The 18,535-nt window shown below is 58.9% G+C and carries 15 protein-coding genes; 6 read left to right on the forward strand and 9 right to left on the reverse strand.

What is annotated here, in order from left to right:
• Positions 1 to 24: 24 nt before the first annotated feature.
• The 4 genes from UL81_RS08055 to UL81_RS08070 are packed head-to-tail and all read left to right on the forward strand — an operon-like array spanning position 25 to position 6,876.
• Positions 25 to 2,751: a PD-(D/E)XK nuclease family protein gene (locus UL81_RS08055; RefSeq protein ID WP_082099202.1), complete on the forward strand. Its 2,727-nt coding sequence runs from the start codon at positions 25 to 27 to the stop codon at positions 2,749 to 2,751.
• Positions 2,748 to 6,149 (forward strand): UvrD-helicase domain-containing protein, encoded by a 3,402-nt coding sequence (locus UL81_RS08060; RefSeq protein WP_144407174.1) that lies wholly within the window; start codon positions 2,748 to 2,750, stop codon positions 6,147 to 6,149. The genes UL81_RS08055 and UL81_RS08060 overlap by 4 nt, the downstream gene beginning before the upstream one ends.
• A 16-nt stretch (positions 6,150 to 6,165) precedes the next feature.
• Positions 6,166 to 6,537, forward strand: a complete 372-nt coding sequence (locus UL81_RS08065) for a zinc ribbon domain-containing protein YjdM (RefSeq protein WP_035105337.1) — start codon at positions 6,166 to 6,168, stop codon at positions 6,535 to 6,537.
• Positions 6,538 to 6,876, forward strand: a complete 339-nt coding sequence (locus tag UL81_RS08070) for a hypothetical protein (RefSeq protein ID WP_052097719.1) — start codon at positions 6,538 to 6,540, stop codon at positions 6,874 to 6,876.
• 3 nt (positions 6,877 to 6,879) lie between these two features.
• Here the strand turns inward: UL81_RS08070 and UL81_RS08075 are convergent, their stop codons facing one another.
• The 4 genes from UL81_RS08075 to thrC are packed head-to-tail and all read right to left on the reverse strand — an operon-like array spanning position 6,880 to position 9,979.
• Complete coding sequence (locus UL81_RS08075; RefSeq protein WP_035105339.1) at positions 6,880 to 7,425, reverse strand: NUDIX hydrolase; 546 nt, start codon at positions 7,423 to 7,425, stop codon at positions 6,880 to 6,882.
• Between the two features lie 51 nt (positions 7,426 to 7,476).
• The gene (locus UL81_RS08080) at positions 7,477 to 8,394 is read right to left on the reverse strand and encodes a S1 family peptidase (protein WP_236684457.1); all 918 of its coding nucleotides are present in this window, start codon (positions 8,392 to 8,394) and stop codon (positions 7,477 to 7,479) included.
• Entirely contained in the window at positions 8,378 to 8,530 is a 153-nt protein-coding gene (locus UL81_RS11965; RefSeq protein WP_169746059.1) for a hypothetical protein, read from the reverse strand. The genes UL81_RS08080 and UL81_RS11965 overlap by 17 nt, the downstream gene beginning before the upstream one ends.
• A 3-nt stretch (positions 8,531 to 8,533) precedes the next feature.
• A complete protein-coding gene (gene thrC, locus UL81_RS08085; RefSeq protein WP_035105494.1) occupies positions 8,534 to 9,979 on the reverse strand; it encodes a threonine synthase in 1,446 nt (481 codons plus the stop codon).
• 38 nt (positions 9,980 to 10,017) lie between these two features.
• On the opposite strand from thrC, the gene UL81_RS08090 reads away from it, so the two are divergent.
• On the forward strand, positions 10,018 to 11,298 hold the full coding sequence (locus UL81_RS08090; protein WP_035105341.1) for an MFS transporter: 1,281 nt from the start codon (positions 10,018 to 10,020) through the stop codon (positions 11,296 to 11,298).
• Here UL81_RS08090 and UL81_RS11670 read toward each other — a convergent pair.
• From UL81_RS11670 to UL81_RS08110, 5 genes are read right to left on the reverse strand one after another with little or no spacing between them, the layout of a single operon-like run.
• On the reverse strand, positions 11,181 to 12,062 hold the full coding sequence (locus UL81_RS11670) for an AAA family ATPase (RefSeq protein WP_144407175.1): 882 nt from the start codon (positions 12,060 to 12,062) through the stop codon (positions 11,181 to 11,183). The genes UL81_RS08090 and UL81_RS11670 overlap by 118 nt on opposite strands.
• 6 nt (positions 12,063 to 12,068) lie before the next feature.
• The gene (locus tag UL81_RS08095; protein ID WP_035105343.1) at positions 12,069 to 12,494 is read right to left on the reverse strand and encodes a hypothetical protein; all 426 of its coding nucleotides are present in this window, start codon (positions 12,492 to 12,494) and stop codon (positions 12,069 to 12,071) included.
• 9 nt (positions 12,495 to 12,503) lie between these two features.
• Positions 12,504 to 12,800, reverse strand: coding sequence for a hypothetical protein (locus tag UL81_RS08100; RefSeq protein ID WP_035105345.1), 297 nt, complete (start codon positions 12,798 to 12,800; stop codon positions 12,504 to 12,506).
• Between the two features lie 9 nt (positions 12,801 to 12,809).
• Positions 12,810 to 15,878: a bifunctional [glutamine synthetase] adenylyltransferase/[glutamine synthetase]-adenylyl-L-tyrosine phosphorylase gene (locus tag UL81_RS08105; RefSeq protein ID WP_046453472.1), complete on the reverse strand. Its 3,069-nt coding sequence runs from the start codon at positions 15,876 to 15,878 to the stop codon at positions 12,810 to 12,812.
• A gap of 12 nt (positions 15,879 to 15,890) precedes the next feature.
• Entirely contained in the window at positions 15,891 to 17,228 is a 1,338-nt protein-coding gene (locus tag UL81_RS08110; RefSeq protein ID WP_035105347.1) for a glutamine synthetase family protein, read from the reverse strand.
• 173 nt (positions 17,229 to 17,401) lie between these two features.
• Here UL81_RS08110 and UL81_RS08115 point away from each other — a divergent pair, with 173 nt between their 5' ends.
• Positions 17,402 to 18,511 carry a DUF2786 domain-containing protein gene (locus UL81_RS08115; RefSeq protein WP_035105349.1) on the forward strand — a complete coding sequence of 370 codons (1,110 nt, stop codon included), beginning with the start codon at positions 17,402 to 17,404 and terminating at the stop codon, positions 18,509 to 18,511.
• Positions 18,512 to 18,535 lie beyond the last annotated feature (24 nt).

Below are 18,535 nucleotides of genomic sequence, written 5' to 3' on the forward strand. Positions count from 1 at the left end.
TACAGAAACGGTTTGGGAGGGCCGATGAGAATTGATTTTGGCTGGGAGTTCGACGGAACTGCCTGGGATAGTTCGGGGGATTCTTTCGGTCGGTTGGTGTGCGGACCGCGGGAGTTAACCCAGTTGCTGGCAACCCGTTTGGGTGTTGCTGGTCCGTCGCCCACGCCGGCGCTGCGCATTGCGTCTTATCGTGCGGCAGCCCGGCGCGCCATCGAGGCCGGGCAGGGTGACTGGTTTGCAGATTCTTTTGAGTTGAATTCTTGGGCGATAGCGTCCACGATGCTGCGCTGGCGGGACTTCCTCATTGAGTACGGGTGGACGCCGCAGGCTAATGCGTCATTGGAGCTAACAGGTGTTGCCGTCGATATTCAGCAGCAGGCTTTCCAGCGTCTGCATGCTTTGGCTGCGGTGGAGCAACAGCTTTCCGATGTCCCTAGCTGGCAACCGGGCTGGACCGATTCTTTAGCCGATGTTCGCTCCCGGCTACGCGTGCTAATCGGACGCGGCGCGCAGTGGGAGTTGGGGATCTCCGCTATTAACTTGCACGCATTATCCCTTGATGAACTTCCCGGGGTGTGGCGGGAGCTCTTTCAGATGTTGCAAGACCACTTCGGTGTCACGCTCGAGAGCAATCCTTCGCTGCCGGAAGTCCGCAGCGTCAATCTGATTAGTAGTCAGAACATCTACGAATCAGTCCTTACTGCAGCGCGTTTCCTTAGTGGTGCGGGTGGTTTCGAACCCACCCACATTCTTGCTGATGCACCCACTTCCGTCCTCGATGACGAACTATCTAAGCGCGGCATGCCGCGTCTTGGCGTGGGTGCCCAAACGCAGCACCCGCTACTTCCTGTCTTCCTCGAGGCAATCTCTGCCCCGCACACGCTTAATAGCTTGCTGAGTGTGCTCACGATGACTCTCCCCGGCGAGCTGGGCTCCGTTCCACTCATCCCGGCGCGAGTCAGCAAACCTCTTCTCTCCGCGCTCAATCGCAGCCCCGGAATCGGCACTGTCTCTCGTCCATCTCAGATGTGGAAAGAAGCTATCGAGTCGCTGCACACTGACGACGACCCCAGCTCCTATACCTTCGCCCTAGAGCTAGACCGGGTCCTTCGTCTTGAAGAGCTTGATTCTTCCTCCGAAACCATTGAAGCCAGCGATATCGCTGGCCCTTTGCTCTGGCTAGACGAACACCTGAAGTCGTTATCGGCGCAAGGCGCGCTGGTCCCGCAAGCACGCGAAGATATCCGCCAGCTTCTCGAACTGCTCGAACTCACCGGCCCTATTCGCCGAACCGAGTTCACGTCCCTGCTTGAGTCCATCACCACGCATGACACATTTGCTCCTGCGGAGGCGAGTGAAAAGTGGACCGTCTCCACTACTGCTTCTCAATTGCCGTTTACGCAGGATATTAATGCTGTGTTGTTGTGGTGGGTCCCCATCGCTGATGGCGGGCGCTCTTCTTATCCCCTAACTGAGCTGGAAGTCCAGGCACTGCACGCAGCTGGAGTCGAGGTGCCTACTGCACGGGATTTGGCCACGCTGTCGACGGCTAGTCAGTTATCCAAGCTCAACCAGTTCAGCAACATCATCGCGATTATCCCGGAGTACTACGCAGGTGAAGCCACTCGCCCGCACCCGCTGCTGAATCTGCTGAGTGACGAGGTCCGCGCGTCCACGCCAGCACTTGCCGAACTCAGCGTCGAGGATGCCTTCGACGAGATGAGCACGACCTCCGACGAGCTAGTCCACTCACGCCAGTGGACTCCGTCGTTGTTGCCCGTCGAGCAACGCTCTTTACCCCGGGGCAACCCTATTGAGCGCACTTTCGAGTTCAATCCTTCACTGTTGCCGACCAAGCTGTCGTTCTCGCAGATCGACAAGATTCTCCACCACCCCATGGAGTGGCTCTTTGCCTACGCCCTGGGTATCCGTCCTAGCGCGGTTCGTGCGATGCCGAATACCAGTGCCATGCTGGGCACGCTCATGCACGCGGTTCACGAAAACCTTGGCGACGGCGCAATTACTCGCGACTCCATCGAAGCCACCTTCAATGAGCTGGTGCCGGAGTTCTACACCGACTTAAGCCAGGCCGAAAAGCAGGCTCTGTATGAGCGCCATCGCGCAACGACTGTGCGTGCACTCGTGGAATTTGACCGCCAGCTACGCACTCACAATGTCAAGGTCACCGGCCGGGAAGAATACTTCGACGTACCGCTGCCTGAGCTTGACGATGACACCCGGCAACCCATTTCTCTTTCTGGTTACCGCGACGTCGATATCACCTCTGCTGGCAATCCTGGCGTCGTGGATTTGAAGTACACCGCAAGCAAGCACAAGTTCTGGCAACTCATCGCGCGCGGTGAAGCCGTACAGCTTGCCGTGTACGCACGCTCTTTCGCTGAGAATCAGACTGGTCTCGACCGTTTTGCGGTCAGCTACTACGACCTAGCTCAACAAAGCTTTTACCCACCTGTTGGCGCGCCAGTGAATACCAATGACCCGTTGGCACTGGAAAGCCTGTGGATGGACGTTTCTAACCACATCCGGCTTTTCTTGGAACGGCTCAGTGTGGGTGAAGTCTTTGACGTCGATAACTACCGCAACTGCATAGATGCAGGCCTCATCGACCCGGTCACCAACCCATGGACTGAAACCGCCATGCTCTACGAAACTAGGGGCTTTACCACCCAATCGCCGAACACCTATACCGATTTCGACTTCCTTACCGGCCTGGCAGGAGACTTCGAGTGAGTACGACTATGACCAACCCACAGGACACCTACGACACGTCTCGTTTCACCATCATCCGCGCCTCGGCTGGTTCGGGAAAGACGTATCGGCTGATGGAGATTCTCGCGGAACGCCTCAGCGATCCCGACGATGGGCTGGAGCCATCCCAGATTATCGCCACGACTTTTACTCGTAAGGCCGCCGGCGAGCTGTCTCAACGCATTCAGCAGCGTCTTCTCAACGAAGCCTCCAAAGCTGACAAGGCGAATAAGACCCGCTTGCAGCAGCAGATCCTCGCACTACCCAGCGCACTGATTGGCACGGTCAACTCCATTACTGACCACTTGCTGCGCCGCTACGCTGTCGATGCAGGAATGAGCCCCGAGCTGTCCATCCTGTCGGAAGAAACTGAGCAGCGCGCTTTCGATACCGCCACTGCGCCTATTATTTCTCGCTACCAACGTCAGTACTCCAATCTTCTATCCCGGATGGAATATGACGACCTGCCGGGAAGAACCAGCTTCGGAAAATCTCGCGTGTGGAGTGATGAGGTCAAAGCAATCGTCACCAAAGCCCGCGCGGAAAACCTCTCCCCTGCCGAGGTCAGTGCGTTAGCCGCCCATTCCCAGAACGCACTTGCCGATGCCCTAGGCCCCACCGCCACTTCCCACCTCCGGGAATCCGCATGGCAATCAATGCAGCTAGCCAGCCAGCTCGTGGCGGAGAAATACAAGCCGTCGGGCAACAATGCCCGCAATCTCGTCGACTTAAAAGAACAGCTCGATACGAAGCTGCCGCGTCTGCAGGTGAATAGTCCTGATGAGCCATGGCGTACCTGGATGAGCCTTTGCAGCGACAAGCGCACCATGTTTGGCAAGAATCCGCCGGCATTTATCAAAAAGGCAATCGACGGCATCATGGACGGCGTCATTGCTTACGAGGACGCCGAATTCCGCGCTGACGTTGACCAGCTCATCGCAATCACTTTTGAAGCCGCCGCAGAATGCATGCAGCAGTACGCGGACTACAAGCGGGCGCTGAGCCAGATTGACTTCGTTGACCAGGAACGCCTTGCTCTCGAGCTCATTTCCACCAACCCGCGCGTCCAGCGGGAGCTGCAGGAGCAGTTCAAGGTGCTCATTGTCGATGAGTTTCAGGACACCTCCCCGATCCAGCTGGCTTTCTTCATGGAGTTGTCCAAGTATGTTGAGCAGGTCATTTGGGTAGGTGACCCAAAACAATCCATCTACGGCTTCCGTGGTGCTGACCCACAGCTGATGGCCGCAGCTGTCGATGCCTTAATCCACGACCAGGATGATGACGCTAATGTTCTCAAGCATTCCTGGCGTACCCACGAGGTTCCACTGGAGCTCAGCAACCACCTGTTCGTGCCACTGTTTCCCAACGATGTTGCAGCCACGTTGTCGATTCCGGAGGCCAAACGCGAAGAGCACACCGGTGGTTCCATTCAGTGGTGGAGTCCTGGAGCAACCCCAGGAAATACCAGGATGAAGTTCAAAAATGAGGACACTTACCGGGCTATCGCTTACGGCCTTCACACCGCGATTAGCGTTGATGGTCCGCTTGAGCGCGGTCGTGCGGTGCTCACCCGCACCAATTCCCAAGCGCAGGAAATCATTGAATTCCTCAACGACTTCGGCATCGACTGCGAAGGTACTGCAAGCCCAGTCATTGACACTCGTGAGGGAACCGCAGTCGCAGCGGGCTTGTCGTTGTTGCTCGACCCGACCGACACCCAAGCGCTGCTGGAGCTCGTGACCATCCTGGATGATCATCCTGCGCACACCAATTGGTTTGAGCAGCTTACTAGCACGGACAAGAAAGGCCGCAATAAGCTCTTCCAGGCCTGGCGGAACGACGAGTCCTTGGCCGCGCTTTTCGATGCCCGCGGCGCCACCGGCGCCATGGGTCTCGCAGAGCTCGTCAGCACCGTGATTACTGCCCTTGGCCTGCCCCGTCGTATCCGTCATTGGTCACAGCCGAAACAGCGCATGACCAATCTGCAGTCGTTGTGCGAGATTGCCGAGGAGTACGCGTCCACAGTTTCCGGTGAAGCGGCTGCTTTCTCCATCACGGAGTTTTTGCATTATCTGCAGGGCACTTTCTTCGAGGAAGGACCGCATGCACGCGCTGCAGCCCGCTCCGATGCGGTGAAGGTCATGACCATCTGGAAGGCCAAAGGCTTGGAGTGGGACAGCGTCATCATCCCGCGCTGCAGCGTGGAAAAGGCCCACTCCCCCGTTGGTCTGTGGGTGAATCCGGCTGAAGAATTCGATGTGTTCAATCCGCTGTCGGGACGCACCCTCTACTACTGGCCCGCCACCCTTCTCACGGCGAAAGCCGGTCCGGAGCTTCTCGATACCTCACTTCAGCAGACCCAAGTTGAAGCCGATGCTGAAGAAAAGAAGCGAGTTCTTTACGTGGCGTTGACGCGTTCTCGGCAAGAGACCATCATCGCCAGCCACCACAGTGTGCAAAAGTCGTTGGCTCCAATTGCGACGAATCGCGCACTCAAACTTGCTGACAACGACGGCCTTGTTGCAGTCAGCAGCATTCCCGAAGGTCAGCTAGGTGAACCCCAAGACAACACAATGTTGATTCACAACCCGCACCAAGTCATCGATGGTGCCACTGGCGGGCCGCGCACGTGTCCGGGCTGTGAGAAGTGTCTGCGCGCCGAGTTGGACATCACGCAGTTCTGGTGGCCAGTCGAGCCACCCGAAGAAACAAGCCCAAAGGAATTGAGCGAACCGGAAGAACCACTGGCGTGGATTTTTGGTGATGGTTCGGAAGCAGTCACCCAGCACCGTGAGTTCCCTGCCGCCCGCTTTGTTCCTTCCCAAGCACTGGCACCCGAAACTCCTGCGGCGGTAAAGAAGGTTGCCACCATCGGTAAGGTCCTCGTCGAAAAGGGCGCTGCTGGTTGGGACGCCGTCGGTGATGCCGTGCACGGCTACTTAGGGGTAAACACCACGGCTCTGGATGCACAGACTCGCGAAGACCTCGCTGCTGACCTGCTTCGCCGGTGGCGGGTGGAAGAGCAGCTAACGCCTGAGCAACTGCTTGCTGCAGGCGAGGCGTGGAATCAGTGGGTTACCCAACGCTTTGGTGACGATGCTGAGGTGCGCACGGAGGTTCCTTTCGCCTTCCGTGGTGATGGTGGTGCGCACGCCCAGGGTTGGATGGATGCCATTGTTGTCGATGCCGACGGCACGTGGTTCATCGTCGACCACAAGACCTATCCCGGAAGTGAACCGGAACAGCATATCCGCGACAACTATTTAGGCCAGATGGCTACCTACCAAGCAGCAGCGCGTGCTGCTGGGCACAGGCTTGGCGGATTGTTTATCCATATGTCTTTGCGCGGTGAGGTCTACGAGGTGAGCTTGAGCGACTAAGTCTAGAATTGTGCGCATGAGCGCTGATACTTTGCCACCTTGTCCTGAGTGCGAGAGCGAATTTACCTACGAGATGCCACCGCTGTTGGTGTGCCCGGAATGCGCCCACGAGTGGTCGCCGGAGGCAGCCAGCGATGCGGCTGAAGCTGAGTCCGAGGCTGTGATTAAGGATTCGGTAGGCAACGTGCTTTCCGATGGCGACTCAGTCACCGTCACCACCACCGTCAAGGTCAAAGGCACACAGAAGCCGCTGAAGTCCGGCACGAAGGTGCGTGGCATTCGCCTGAACTACGACGCAGGTACTGGCCCGGAAGACCACAACATTGACTGCAAGATTGATGGCTTTGGTGCCATGACGCTTAAACCCGCGGTCGTGAAGAAGAGCTAGATGCCGGAACCGGCAACCTTTATTGCCTGGGAACGCGCGGACATGGATGCAGTCCGCGCGGTTCTTTCTGCCCACGGGCCTTTTGAGCGCAGTGGTGTGTACTTGCAGCGCAATGAGTTAGTACTGGAAACCTCGTGGTTAGGCGGAGAGGATTTCTACGGCACTGCCTGGCGTTTCGGGGCTGACGATATCCCGCTGTTCTTTAAGCTTGCCCGCCAGGGCGGGCTGCTGATTACCCAGGATGAGCGCATCCTCAACTGCGCGTTCGAACCGGATGAGGAATGGATTACGGTGCGCTCAGCTGAACAATTAGCTGAGCATCTTTATCCGCGAGCGTAGTGCTTAGCGTCCGGGCATTTCCGAGCGCTTCATAAAGCCCATGCGTGGTTTAAATCCTTGTGGGTGTTTCATCTGTGCCACGGCATCGCCAATCATCAGGCGCGAGCGGGCAGGCACAGAGCTGGGCAGATGCGCAACGCTAAACCACTTGGCGGCGACGTTTTCATCATCGGAGATGACCGGTTCGGCATCGTCAGGCACGCTAAGACGCATGACGGTGGTCATGAAGCGACACTGATCCCCGTTGGGGTAGGTGATGGGGCCATTCGTGCCAACGCCAAGGAGTGCCTCGACACGAGCGTCCAGGCCTACTTCTTCTTTGACCTCCCGCACGGCGGTCATGCTGATTTCTTCACCAGGTTCGCAGATGCCATCGATGGGCGTCCACTTGTCGTTGTCAGCGCGCTGTACCAGCAGCACAGTCGGTACTTCCCAAATGGGAGCGCCTTCCGGCACAGGGCGGATAATAATCGCGCTGCAGGCGGGAAGGTACAGCTCGTCGTGGCCGATCTTTTCGCGCAGGTCGGTGATGAACTTCGGAGTTGGCATGTCCCCTACTCTAGCGCGGGCGACGCGCGGGAAACCCTTGCGGCCCGCGGGCTACGTCCGCACGACGTTAGACCCTAAGACCACCGGGACGATGGCAAGAACGTCGCTGGCTACAGTAAAGGACATTTCCATGTCGGGGTGGTGGGCGCAGCTTTCGCCTTCGCCGAGCAGTTCGGTGGTGCCGGAGACCAGCCCGACGATGGTTTCCTTGCCGTTGATGTCGGCAAAGACGGCACCGCCGGAATCGCCACGGGTGCCGCAGACTTCCGCGCGGGCACCGAAGGCATCGATTTCTTGGTCGCCGGCGTGTAGGCGCGCGGTCACGGCTTCGGAGGTTAAAGGACCGCAGGTTTCGCCGGTGACCCGGCCGAATTTGCAGACATCGTCAGGCAAGGCGCCGCTGGCATCCACGGTCGTTTCCATCCACCGTGGAGTGTAGTAGGCCTCATCGCGGTAGAGCTCCACGAAGGCAACATCGAGACCGTGGGAATCTTCAGCGTAGAGGTCAGAGTAGATGACCTTGCCGATGGGCTCGGAAGGGTATTCAAAGCGACCGTCCTGATTACCAGCCCACACAGTTTCGCCTTCTTGGGCGCAGTGCGAAGCAGTCACGGCGATAGTGCGGCCATCTTCAAGCTGAAAAGACCAGGCAGCGGTACAGATCTGGAAATTGAAGCTCGAGCCCGGAGTGGGTTCGTGGGCGGAGATATCCAGCGCGGTCCCCGGTGGCAGGGGTGCGACGTTGATGTCGATGGGGTCTGGTTCCGGTGCGGCTTCGCTACTTAAAGCCTCGTGTTCGGCATCGGTTTCTTCGGCGTTGTTCCACGCCTCGGCGATGCGGTCTTCGAGGTTGTCGGTTGCATCGGAAAGCTGTGGGATGCTGCCACAGCCGACAAGCAGTGCAGCAGCGCCCAAGATGGCGCCACCACACTGCAGCATCCGCCAGCGGCGGTTATTCAGACTGCTCACCAGAGCCGTCTTCGTTGCCAGCGGCGTTGTCTTCATCGTTCTTCTCGGCTTCTGCCTGAGCCTTGAGATCGCGGATGAACTTTTCCGGATCGAACTCGGTGTAGTGCTCCGGGCCGGCGAAATTTTCCAAAGCCATGCCTTAGACCTCGCTGTTCTTAATCGAAGAGGTGATGTAGTCCTTGACGGCGGCGACATCGTTAGGCAAGTCCTTGACGATGCGCTCCGCATCCAAGATATCTGCAAAACGCTCCGGAACCTCTGGCTCCTTGCCAATAGCTTCCTGGATAGTCTCGGAGAACTTCACCGGCAGTGCGGTCTCCAGGCAGATGATCGGGGTGTCGATGTCGTGCTCGTCGCGCGCAATGCGGGCAGCACGCACACCATCGGCGGTGTGGGGATCCAGCAGGTAGTCGTACGCCTCGTAGATATCCTTGATGGTCTCCAGGCGGTTGGCGTGGGTGGAGCTGGCAGAGGCAAAGCCGAACTTCACTTGGGCATCGTTAAGCAGCTCTTGCTCCACCGTGAATCCACCCTCCTTGACCTGGGTGCCAAAGAGATCGGTAGTGCGCTCGGCGTCGCGACCGGTCAGGTCAAAGATGAAGCGCTCAAAGTTAGACGCACGGGAGATATCCATCGACGGCGAAGAAGTCGCCATGGTTTCTGAGGACGGACGCGGGCGGTAGTTGCCGGTGCGGAAGAACTCATCCAGCACGTCGTTTTCGTTGGTCGCAACGATGAGACGGTCAATCGGCAGGCCCATCTGGCGGGCGATGTGGCCAGCACAAATGTCACCAAAGTTGCCGGTCGGCACGGAGAAGGACACCTTCTCGGTGTTCTCGCTAGTGACCTTGAGGTAGCAGCTGATGTAGTACACGACCTGCGCCATCAAGCGCGCCCAGTTGATGGAATTGACCGCACCGATGCGGTGCTCCGCCTTAAATTCAGCATCAGCCGAAACCGCCTTGACCACGTCCTGGCAGTCATCAAAGACGCCATCGAGAGCAATGTTGAAGATATTCGGGTCATCCAGACCAAACATCTGCGCCTGCTGGAACGGGGTCATGCGTCCGGCCGGGGTCAGCATGAACACGCGGATGCCCTTGCGACCGCGCATCGCGTACTCGGCCGAGGAACCAGTATCGCCCGAGGTCGCACCCAAAATATTCAGGGTCTCATCCCGGCGCGCCAGCTCGTACTCGAAGAGCTCGCCGAGCATCTGCATGGCCATGTCCTTAAACGCCGCAGTCGGGCCTTCGGACAGGTGACCGATAAAGAGGTTCTCCCCCAGCTTGGTCACCGGGACGATTTCTTCGCTGGCAAACTTCGGGGTAGTGTACGCACGCTGAGCGATGCCCTCCAGATCCTCATCCGGAATATCATCCACAAACAGCTTGAGGACTTCTGCCGCCAAGGCCGGGTACCCCTGCTCAGCCAGCAGGTTACGCCAGTTATTTAGGGTGGCGTCATCAATCTGCGGGTAGGACTCAGGCAGGTAGAGTCCACCGTCCGGGGCGAGGCCGCCAAGCAAAATGTCGCAGAAGTCGGCCGGGGTCTGGGTGTTATCGCGCGTCGAAAGAAACTTCACGCCCTGCATTCTATCTGTTAGCGCGTAAAGTATCAGCCATGTCTCAGCCAAATCCCCGGGAGGTCATCACGACCAAGGCCTTAGGCGTGTGGGTTGCCGCCGTGGCGGTCTACATCGTCGCCATTACTGGCCGCACCTCTTTCGGTGTGGCCGGACTACCTGCCATGGAACGCTTCGGTGTCGATGCCGCCAGCATCGCCGTGTTCACCACTGTGCAGGTCGGCGTCTATGCTGCCGCGCAAATCCCCACCGGCCTGCTTATCGATCGCTTCGGCCCGCGCCGCCTGTTGGTCATTGGCGCCATCATCATGGGGGTTGGCCAGCTGATACTTGGCTTGACGACGACCTATTGGGTCGCCATCGGTGCCCGCGTACTGATTGGCGCCGGCGATGCCACCGCATTCCTCTCGGTGATGCGCATCCTGCCCTATTGGTTCCCGCTGCATCGCACCCCGATGTTTACCCAGGTCACTTCCTCGCTGGGACAACTGGGCCAGTTCGTTTCCGCTGTGCCATTCTTAGCGATGCTCAACTTCGTCGGCTGGGCACCCGCCTTCATCACCCTCGGTGCCGTGGGCATTCTCATCGCTATCGCCTCGGCAGTTGCGGTTGCCGATGCCCCGGAAGGTTTCGCTAGCGAACAACCCAACTCCCAGCGCTACAAAATCTCTGAGCAACTCTCCACGGTGCTGCGCTCCCCTGTCGCTTGGCAGGCATTCTTCGTCCACTTCTCCGGTCTCATGCCCGTCAACGTTTTCATCTTGTTGTGGGGCATGCCGCTCATGGTCGAAGGCTTAGGTCTGTCTGAAGCCCAAGCCGGCACCTTGCTGACAATTAACACCATCGCACTGATTTTCATCGGCCCCCTCCACGGCCGCATCTCCGCCCGCGCCCGCGATGGCCGCGACTTCGCCGCCCTCGGCTTCGTCCTTTTCCACCTCGCTGCCTGGTTCGTGTTCTTCTGGCTAGCCGACAACTTCGTCTCCATGCTGATTATGGGACTTATCATGGCCATGTGCGGACCAGCTGCCAACTACGGCTTCGACATCGTCCGCGACAACCTCGACCACCGCGTCGTGGCCACTGCCACTGGCCTGGGCAACATGGGCGGGTTCTTATCCACCATGGTCGCAGCCCAAATCATGGGCATCATGCTCTCCCAAACCGGCCATTCCCCCAACTTCGAATTCGCCGACTTCCGCTACGCCGCCCTCGGCGTGCTCGCCGTCTGGCTCGTCGGCATCACCGGCGTCCTGGTTACCCACTTCCTGCGCCGCGGCAACAAGGGCCCGAGTGCGAAAATTGTGTCAGTCTCGTAGAGCCAATGCCTCGCTCTACGAAACGACTCCGGAGTCACGGAACTTGGGTTACCCCAAGTTCCGCAGGATAAAGGACATCGTGCCTTGGGGTCTTCTAAGAACTCGCGGGTGGCGGCGACTGATTCGGCGTGGTCGAAGTCGATGCGCTCGAAGCCTACATCGTTAAGCTCGACGATGTCTGCATCTGGGCAGCCAACCAGGATGGGCGAATGCGTGGCGATGATAAATTGCGCACCGCGACCGGCTGCCAGAGCAATCTGGGCGGATAGGGCAAGCTGGCTAATCGGAGTCAGGCCGGCTTCAGGCTCATCGAAGATATAGAGGCCGCTGCCGTGGACATGCTCTTCGACTAAGTCGAAAAGCGATTGGCCGTGGGAACGACGTCCCAGCATTTGCGTGGTATCTAAAATGCTGCGTCCGCCGCGGATTTCCGGTGCATCGGATTGCGCGATAAGTGCCGCGTGGGTTTCTGCGGTGAGATAAAAGCCGCGCCGCGGTGTCTCGTTGCCTTTGATTTTCAGTGGTAACGAAGAATGTACAGGGCTCTCACTAAATCCGAGTGCGCCGCCTTCTGCCGGGAAGTTAAAAGCAGCGGCGAGTGCTTCCAAAATGGTGGATTTACCAATGCCGTTATCGCCGACCAGGATGGTTACTGGTGCGCGCAGTGCGAAGTATGGCAGGTCAATAAGGTAGTCCGCAGCAGGTAGTTCGCGGACCCAGTCCTCTTCCACTGGATCTGCGATGGAGAACTGGTCGATAATCATGCTGGTTTAGCTCGCAGGATTAGATTCGGCGAAGATGGCATCGCTAGCTGGTGCGATAAGGCCTAAGTCGAAAGCTTCGAGGACGGTTTCCGCATCGTCTTCTTCAATCTGATCGGCATCGATCGCATGCTGCAGAATTTGCTTAAGCTCTTCGCGGCTTTGCAGTGAGCGCTGTTCAGAATAGACGAAACCACTAGGCATGGATTCTTCCGGGATACCCAGAGCTTCAGCCAGACGCGCAAGCCTTTCAGCGCGTGCCGGATCCAGTGGGGTGGTGTTGTTTTGTTGCACGCCGCCATCGACAGCTTCTTGCACTGTGCGGGCGTGTGCTGGCAATTCCTCGCGCTGGGTTAACCACCAGCCGGCGACGAGTGCGCCTACAACACCGATGGCAACGACAATCCACACCACGACTATGTTGCGATGCTTCACAAAAGATCCCTACCCAAAGTGGCCAAAGGTATCCCCGCGGCCGTCGTTGTTGTTGCGCGAATTTTCTAGATACTTACCAATGGCATCGAGAACCGACGAGGCAGTGTTATCTAATCCCTTAGGCGAACGCGGGGCGGGGTGATCGTTCTGGGTCCTACGCGGGCTATCGATATCGACGTGTAAGACCTCTCCTTCCAGGCGCAACGCAGCGGTCTCTGGTACACCGGCAGCACGCGCAGCCGCCAGCAGCGCCTCCAAGTCGGCGATGCTAGCGGTGTTCAGATCCAGGGAAAGATTCAAAGACATATCCCTAGCCTAATCATGCTCGAAGGATTCTGCTTCACCCCAGAACACTTCATCGACAACCTTGCGCGCGTGACGCGTGGCCTTGAGGTACGCATCTAAGAACTCCTGGTTTTCTTCCGGAGCCCAACCTGCAGCACCGGCAACCTGCGCCAACTGCGGTCCTGGTGTGGGCAGTTGGTCCACGCGCTTGCCGCGGACTAACACCAGGGCGTTGCGGGCATCGGTAGCCATCAGCCACGCATCGCGAAGGTCCGTGACCTGGTCTTTGCGCAGCAGCTCATGTTCTTCCAGCGCGTCGAGGACTTCCAGCGTGGACGCACTGTGCAGATCCTCGTATTCGTGGGCGTGCATCATCGTTAGCAGCTGTACGGTCCACTCAATATCGGTCAGTGCGCCGCGGCCCAGCTTGGTGTGGGTATTGCGATCCGCACCACGCGGCAGACGCTCGTTGTCGACGCGCGCCTTCATACGGCGAATCTCGCGGATAGTTTTCTCGCTGACGCCTTCCTTCGGGTAGCGGAACTCGTCGATCATCTCCATGAACTTGTCGCCGACTTCCTTGCTGCCCGCCACGAAGGCTGCGCGCAGGAGTGCTTGCATCTCCCAGGCTTCACCCCAGCGCTCGTAGTAGCGCTTATAGGAGGCAATGGTGCGCACGACGGCACCGGAACGACCCTCCGGGCGCAGGCCCAGGTCGACTTCGAGTGGCGGGTCACCGCTCGGCTTGGACAGGCGCCTACGCAGCTTATCGACGATACCAATCGCCCAGCGCAGAGCCTCATTTTCTTCCTCGGGGTCGGCAGGTTCGGCAACGAACATGACGTCCGCGTCAGAGCCGAAGCCCAGCTCCATGCCTCCCAGGCGGCCCATGCCAATCACGGCGATGCGCGCTGGCGGTTCGGCCTCGGGGTCTTCTTCGCGCTTGTCCAGCAACCAGGCACGCACCTCCGCGCGCAGGGCGGCTTCGAGTACGGCATCCCAGATGGTCGATAGTTCGTGACACACCTGCCGCACTGGCATAAAGCCCAATAGGTCGGCGGCGGCGATGCGGGCGAGCTCGGTGCGTCGCAAAGCACGTGCCACCGACACAGCCTTATCCGGATCGCGGTGGCGCTTGGTGGAATTGACCAAGGCCTTAGAGACCTGTTCTGGTTTGGTTTCCAGCAGCTTCGGGCCGGTGGCGCCATCGGAAAGCTGCTTGACCACCTCGGGCACCTTGATGATGAGGTCGGAAGCAAAGGGCGAGGTACCCAGGATGCGCATGAGGCGCTGGCCGACGATGCCTTCATCGCGCAGCATGCGCAGGAACCACGTGCGATCATGGGCTGCTTCCGACAGCTTGCGGTAGTTGAGCAGGCCCATATCCGGGTCGGCGGTATCGGCCAGCCAACCCATAAGGGTCGGCAGCAAGATCGCCTGGATGCGTGCCTTGCGGGTGCTGCCGGCAGCCAGGGAGGTGAGGTGCTCGAAAGCGCGATCCGGTGCGCCGTAGCCCAGGGCGGCCAGCTGCAGCTTTGCAGCTTCCGGGGTGAGCTTGAGTGCGTCGGCAGACATGCCCACCACAGAGTTCAGCAGCGGACGGTAGAACAGGCGCGAGTGCAGCTCCGAGATTTGCAGACGAATCTTGCGCAGGTGCTGATTCATCATCTGCGCAGCAGATTTATTGCTGGTTGGGTAGAAACCAGAAATGATCGCCAGCCACTTTTGTGACTGCTCGTCGTCTTGTTTCGGCAGGGTATGCGTGCGGCGGAAGCGCTCAATCTGCAGGCGATGCTCCAGCAAGCGCAAGAACTCATAGGCCTCAATAAGCTGGTGGCCGTCTTCGCGGCCGACGTAACCGGCATCCACCAAGGCGGAGAGCGCCTCGACCGTAGAGAGCACTCGCAGCGACTCATCGGAACGACCGTGAACCAACTGCAAAAGCTGGACTGCGAACTCTACGTCGCGCAGACCACCCTCGCCCAGCTTGAGCTCGCGATACTTCAGCTCATCTGGGACATTTTCCAGCACGCGACGGCGCATGGCCTGGACATCTTCGACGAAGGATTCACGCTGCGAGGCCGTCCACACCATCGGTCGAATCTGGGCCAGGTAGTCCTCACCCAGTGGGATGTAACCTGTCTGTGCACGGGCTTTGAGCAACGCCTGGAATTCCCACGTCTCCGCCCAGCGCTTGTAGTAGGCCACGTGCGAATCCAGGGTGCGCACCAACGCGCCGGACTTGCCTTCGGGGCGTAGGTTGGCATCGACTTCGAAGAAGGTGGTCGAACCAATCTTGTTAAATTCTGCTGCCAAGCGGGTGGCCTTAGCGTTGGCATCAGTGGTGATGAAGATGACGTCGACGTCAGAGATATAGTTCAGCTCGCCTGCACCACACTTGCCCATCGCCATGACGGCCAGCTGGACGTCCATGTCCTTATCGCCGTAGACGTGGCGTACGGCCATGGCCAGGGCGGCGGTCAGTGCGGCATCGGCAAGCGCGGTGGTCAGCCGGGTAACCGTCGTAAAAGGAATCTCCGGCTGTGGCTCGGTCTGGCCCTTGCGGGAGTGGAACGTACCGGCCAAATCATGGGCGGCAACGCGCATCATCAGCGTGCGATAATCCGCGCGCAACTGGGCTTTATAGTCGCCCTCCCCGGCGCGATAGGTACCCGGGGTGGACAGGTCGTCCTTCGCGGTATCGGGGCGTTCGGGCTGTTCCTCGTAGGTCGCCGGGACTGCCTCCACGGTGCCCAGCAGGGTCTGCAGCATCTCCGTTTCAGTCGGTAGGGGCTTATCCAGCTCATGCCACAGCTCCGGGTTGGCAGCCAGGTGGTCGCCAAAGGCAGTAGAACCACCCAGCAAAGCCAGGGTGCGTACGCGCAAGGCTTCGTTGTCGCGCAGGGCATCGTTAAGCTCAGGTGCCGCTTCGCACACGCGGATGAGATTGTTCAGCGCTAAGTCGGGGTCACCGGTAGACGCCAGGGTCCACAACAGGTGCAAAGAATCCGGGTTATCCCAGCCCAGCTGAGCTAAATCTTTGCCTGCCGACGAGCGCCCCAGGCCCAGCGCGGCCGGGGAAGGTACGGGGCTTCGCATCTAATCTCCCTTTTAAAAGTCGAGGTTGTTGCGCAGTTCCACCGTGGTGATCTGGCGCTGGTAGTCGTGCCATTCTTCCCACTTGGAGCGCAGGAAGTACTCAAAGACATGCTCGCCGAGTACTTCTGCCATAAACTCCGACTGCTCAAACTCGCGCAGTGCCTGGTCCAGGCTGGCTGGCAGGTCCTTGTAGCCCATGGCGCGGCGCTCACGGCGGGTGAGCTGGTAGACGTCATCCTCAGCCGGGTCGGCGAGCTCGTATTCCTCACGAATACCCTTCAGGCCGGCAGCCAACAGCACGGCGTAGCTCAGGTAAGGATTCACGCCTGCATCGACGGAGCGGATCTCGACGCGGCGGGATTCTTCCTTGTTCAGGCGGTAGGTCGGCACGCGCACCAGCGCAGAACGGTTGGACACACCCCAGGTAGCGGAGCCCGGTGCCTCATTGCCAAACATCAAACGCTTGTAGGAGTTAATCCACTGATTCGTAATCGCGGTCATCTCGTGCGAGTGCTCGATGATGCCCGCGATGAAGTGCTTAGCCGTCTGCGACAGGGAGAACTCATCATCCGGGTCGTGGAAGGCATTGGATTCGCCTTCAAACAGGCTCAAGTGGGTGTGCATGCCGGAACCGGGGCGGTCCTCGAAAGGCTTGGGCATAAAGGTCGCGCGCACGCCCTGCTGGCTAGCGACCTGCTTGACCATGTAGCGGAAGGTCATCACGTGGTCTGCCATGGTCAGCACGTCTGCGTGGCGCAGGTCAATCTCCTGCTGGCCCGGCGCGGTTTCATGGTGACTGAACTCGGTGGCAATGCCCATCGATTCCAGCGACAACATCGCCATACGACGGAAACGCGGCGCCGTGTCGTGGGTGGCCTGGTCAAAGTAGCCGCCATTGTCAGTCGGCTGCAGATCCGTGATGTCTTGAGTGCGCTTGAGCAGGTAGAACTCAATTTCCGGCGCAGCCATACACGTAAAGCCTTCGCTGGCAGCCTCAGTCACCTGACGACGCAGAATATGACGCGGGTCCACCAAGGACGGCTGACCATCCGGCTGTGCGATATCGCAGAACATACGCGCGGATTGCAGGTCCGGCTCGTCCTGGTCAAAGGGCATGATTTGGAAGGTCGACGGGTCTGGCAGGGCGATGGTGTCCGACTCCGAGATACGCGAGAAGCCTTCGACGGACGAGCCATCAAAACCAACACCTTCTTCGAAGGCGGATTCCAGTTCGGAGGGGCTCATCACCACGGACTTCAGTGCGCCGAGGATGTCAGTAAACCACAGGCGAATAAAGCGGATGTCGCGCTCTTCGACGGTGCGCAGGACGAATTCGTGTTGGCTGTTCATGCCTTAAAGCTTAGCGACGTTGCACACTGCAGTGTGCCCAACTACCCACCCCAATTTGCCCAGCTCGGCAGAGTATCTCGGGGGTATGTCATGGGGGTTATGGCCGAAAACTATGTCCGCCAGGAGTGTTTAGCTAGTTCCACAGAAGTTAGAACATCACCAAAGGATCAGCCATGACCAGCACACATGCTCTTTATAGCGCCGTTATCGATACCGTTATTTATTGCGCCCGCATCGGGTGGACCCCACAAGATATCCTGCACGTAGTCGGCCCGAAAGCCGCTCCTTTTATATTCCGCGCCTCACCCCGGGTGCCAGCACGCATTACCTCACCATTCCTGCGCAAAGCCTGGATCTCTTTCCCACCGCCAACCAATACGAGCATGACGCGTGCCGATGCCCGCGTAGTCGGCAAAGCACTGCGCAACATGGCTGTCCTGCGCGATACGGAATTACTCTCTGGTGTGCAGAATGACTCTGCGCCGGAAAAGAGCAAGTACCACAAGAAAATCCGCAACCTGCTGGCCAAGGCTGAATCCACCCAATTCTCCGACGAAGCCGACAGCCTCATTGCCAAAGCCCAGCTACTCCAGCAGCGCTACCGCATCGACGACGTACTCAACGACGATGCCCCAGACGTCATCGCCCGCCGCGTGCATATCAGCGCGCCGTACATCAAACACCAAACCCTGCTGCTGTCCGTCGTCGCCGATGCCAACGCATGCACTTCCCTACTCATGCACGACCAAGGCCTGGCCACCGTCATTGGCGCACCTGACGATGTCGAGCACACCATCGACCTGTTTGCCTCCCTCAACCGCCAGTGCGACTGGTACATGCGCCACGGCGAAGGGGCCGAGGTCGCCCGCTTTACCCGCAGCACCAGCTCCTATCGCCGCAGCTTCCGTCTCGCTTATGCCGGCCGCATCGCCGAACTCCTCCAAGAAGCTAACGCTGAGGCCGTCCAGGAAGCCACCGCCGAAGCGGGGACCAAGTCCTCCACTACCGCCAAAGATGAACCTTCCTTCGATGACGGCGCTGACGAGAACAGCGTCAACCAAAGCAAGGACTTCCTGCCTGCCCTGCAGCAACGCGCCCTGCGTGCCGAGGAAACTCGTGACCGCATCTTCCCTAATTTGAAGGAATCAACGCTGTCGATGAATAGCATGCTGGGCGTCAATGACGGCATCATTGCAGCAGAAAACTCGCACCTCCGCGGGGATTCTGCCGGGGTTGGCAATGGCCCACAAGCAAGCTTGACCCAAGGTAGGATCGGGGCATAGTACGCGAAAAATCCAGTTCATTGA

Origin of the sequence: Corynebacterium camporealensis, assembly GCF_000980815.1 — a bacterium.
Lineage (GTDB): Bacteria > Actinomycetota > Actinomycetes > Mycobacteriales > Mycobacteriaceae > Corynebacterium > Corynebacterium camporealense.

Coding starts and splice junctions, on each gene's coding strand:
- UL81_RS08075 (WP_035105339.1), bottom strand. CDS start 7,425: ATGCCAACTCCGAAGTTCATCACCGACCTGCGCGAAAAGATCGGCCAC.
- UL81_RS08105 (WP_046453472.1), bottom strand. CDS start 15,878: ATGCGAAGCCCCGTACCTTCCCCGGCCGCGCTGGGCCTGGGGCGCTCG.
- UL81_RS08115 (WP_035105349.1), top strand. CDS start 17,402: ATGACCAGCACACATGCTCTTTATAGCGCCGTTATCGATACCGTTATT.
- UL81_RS08065 (WP_035105337.1), top strand. CDS start 6,166: ATGAGCGCTGATACTTTGCCACCTTGTCCTGAGTGCGAGAGCGAATTT.
- UL81_RS08055 (WP_082099202.1), top strand. CDS start 25: ATGAGAATTGATTTTGGCTGGGAGTTCGACGGAACTGCCTGGGATAGT.
- UL81_RS08100 (WP_035105345.1), bottom strand. CDS start 12,800: ATGTCTTTGAATCTTTCCCTGGATCTGAACACCGCTAGCATCGCCGAC.
- UL81_RS11670 (WP_144407175.1), bottom strand. CDS start 12,062: ATGATTATCGACCAGTTCTCCATCGCAGATCCAGTGGAAGAGGACTGG.
- UL81_RS08110 (WP_035105347.1), bottom strand. CDS start 17,228: ATGAACAGCCAACACGAATTCGTCCTGCGCACCGTCGAAGAGCGCGAC.
- UL81_RS08070 (WP_052097719.1), top strand. CDS start 6,538: ATGCCGGAACCGGCAACCTTTATTGCCTGGGAACGCGCGGACATGGAT.
- UL81_RS11965 (WP_169746059.1), bottom strand. CDS start 8,530: ATGGCTTTGGAAAATTTCGCCGGCCCGGAGCACTACACCGAGTTCGAT.
- UL81_RS08090 (WP_035105341.1), top strand. CDS start 10,018: ATGTCTCAGCCAAATCCCCGGGAGGTCATCACGACCAAGGCCTTAGGC.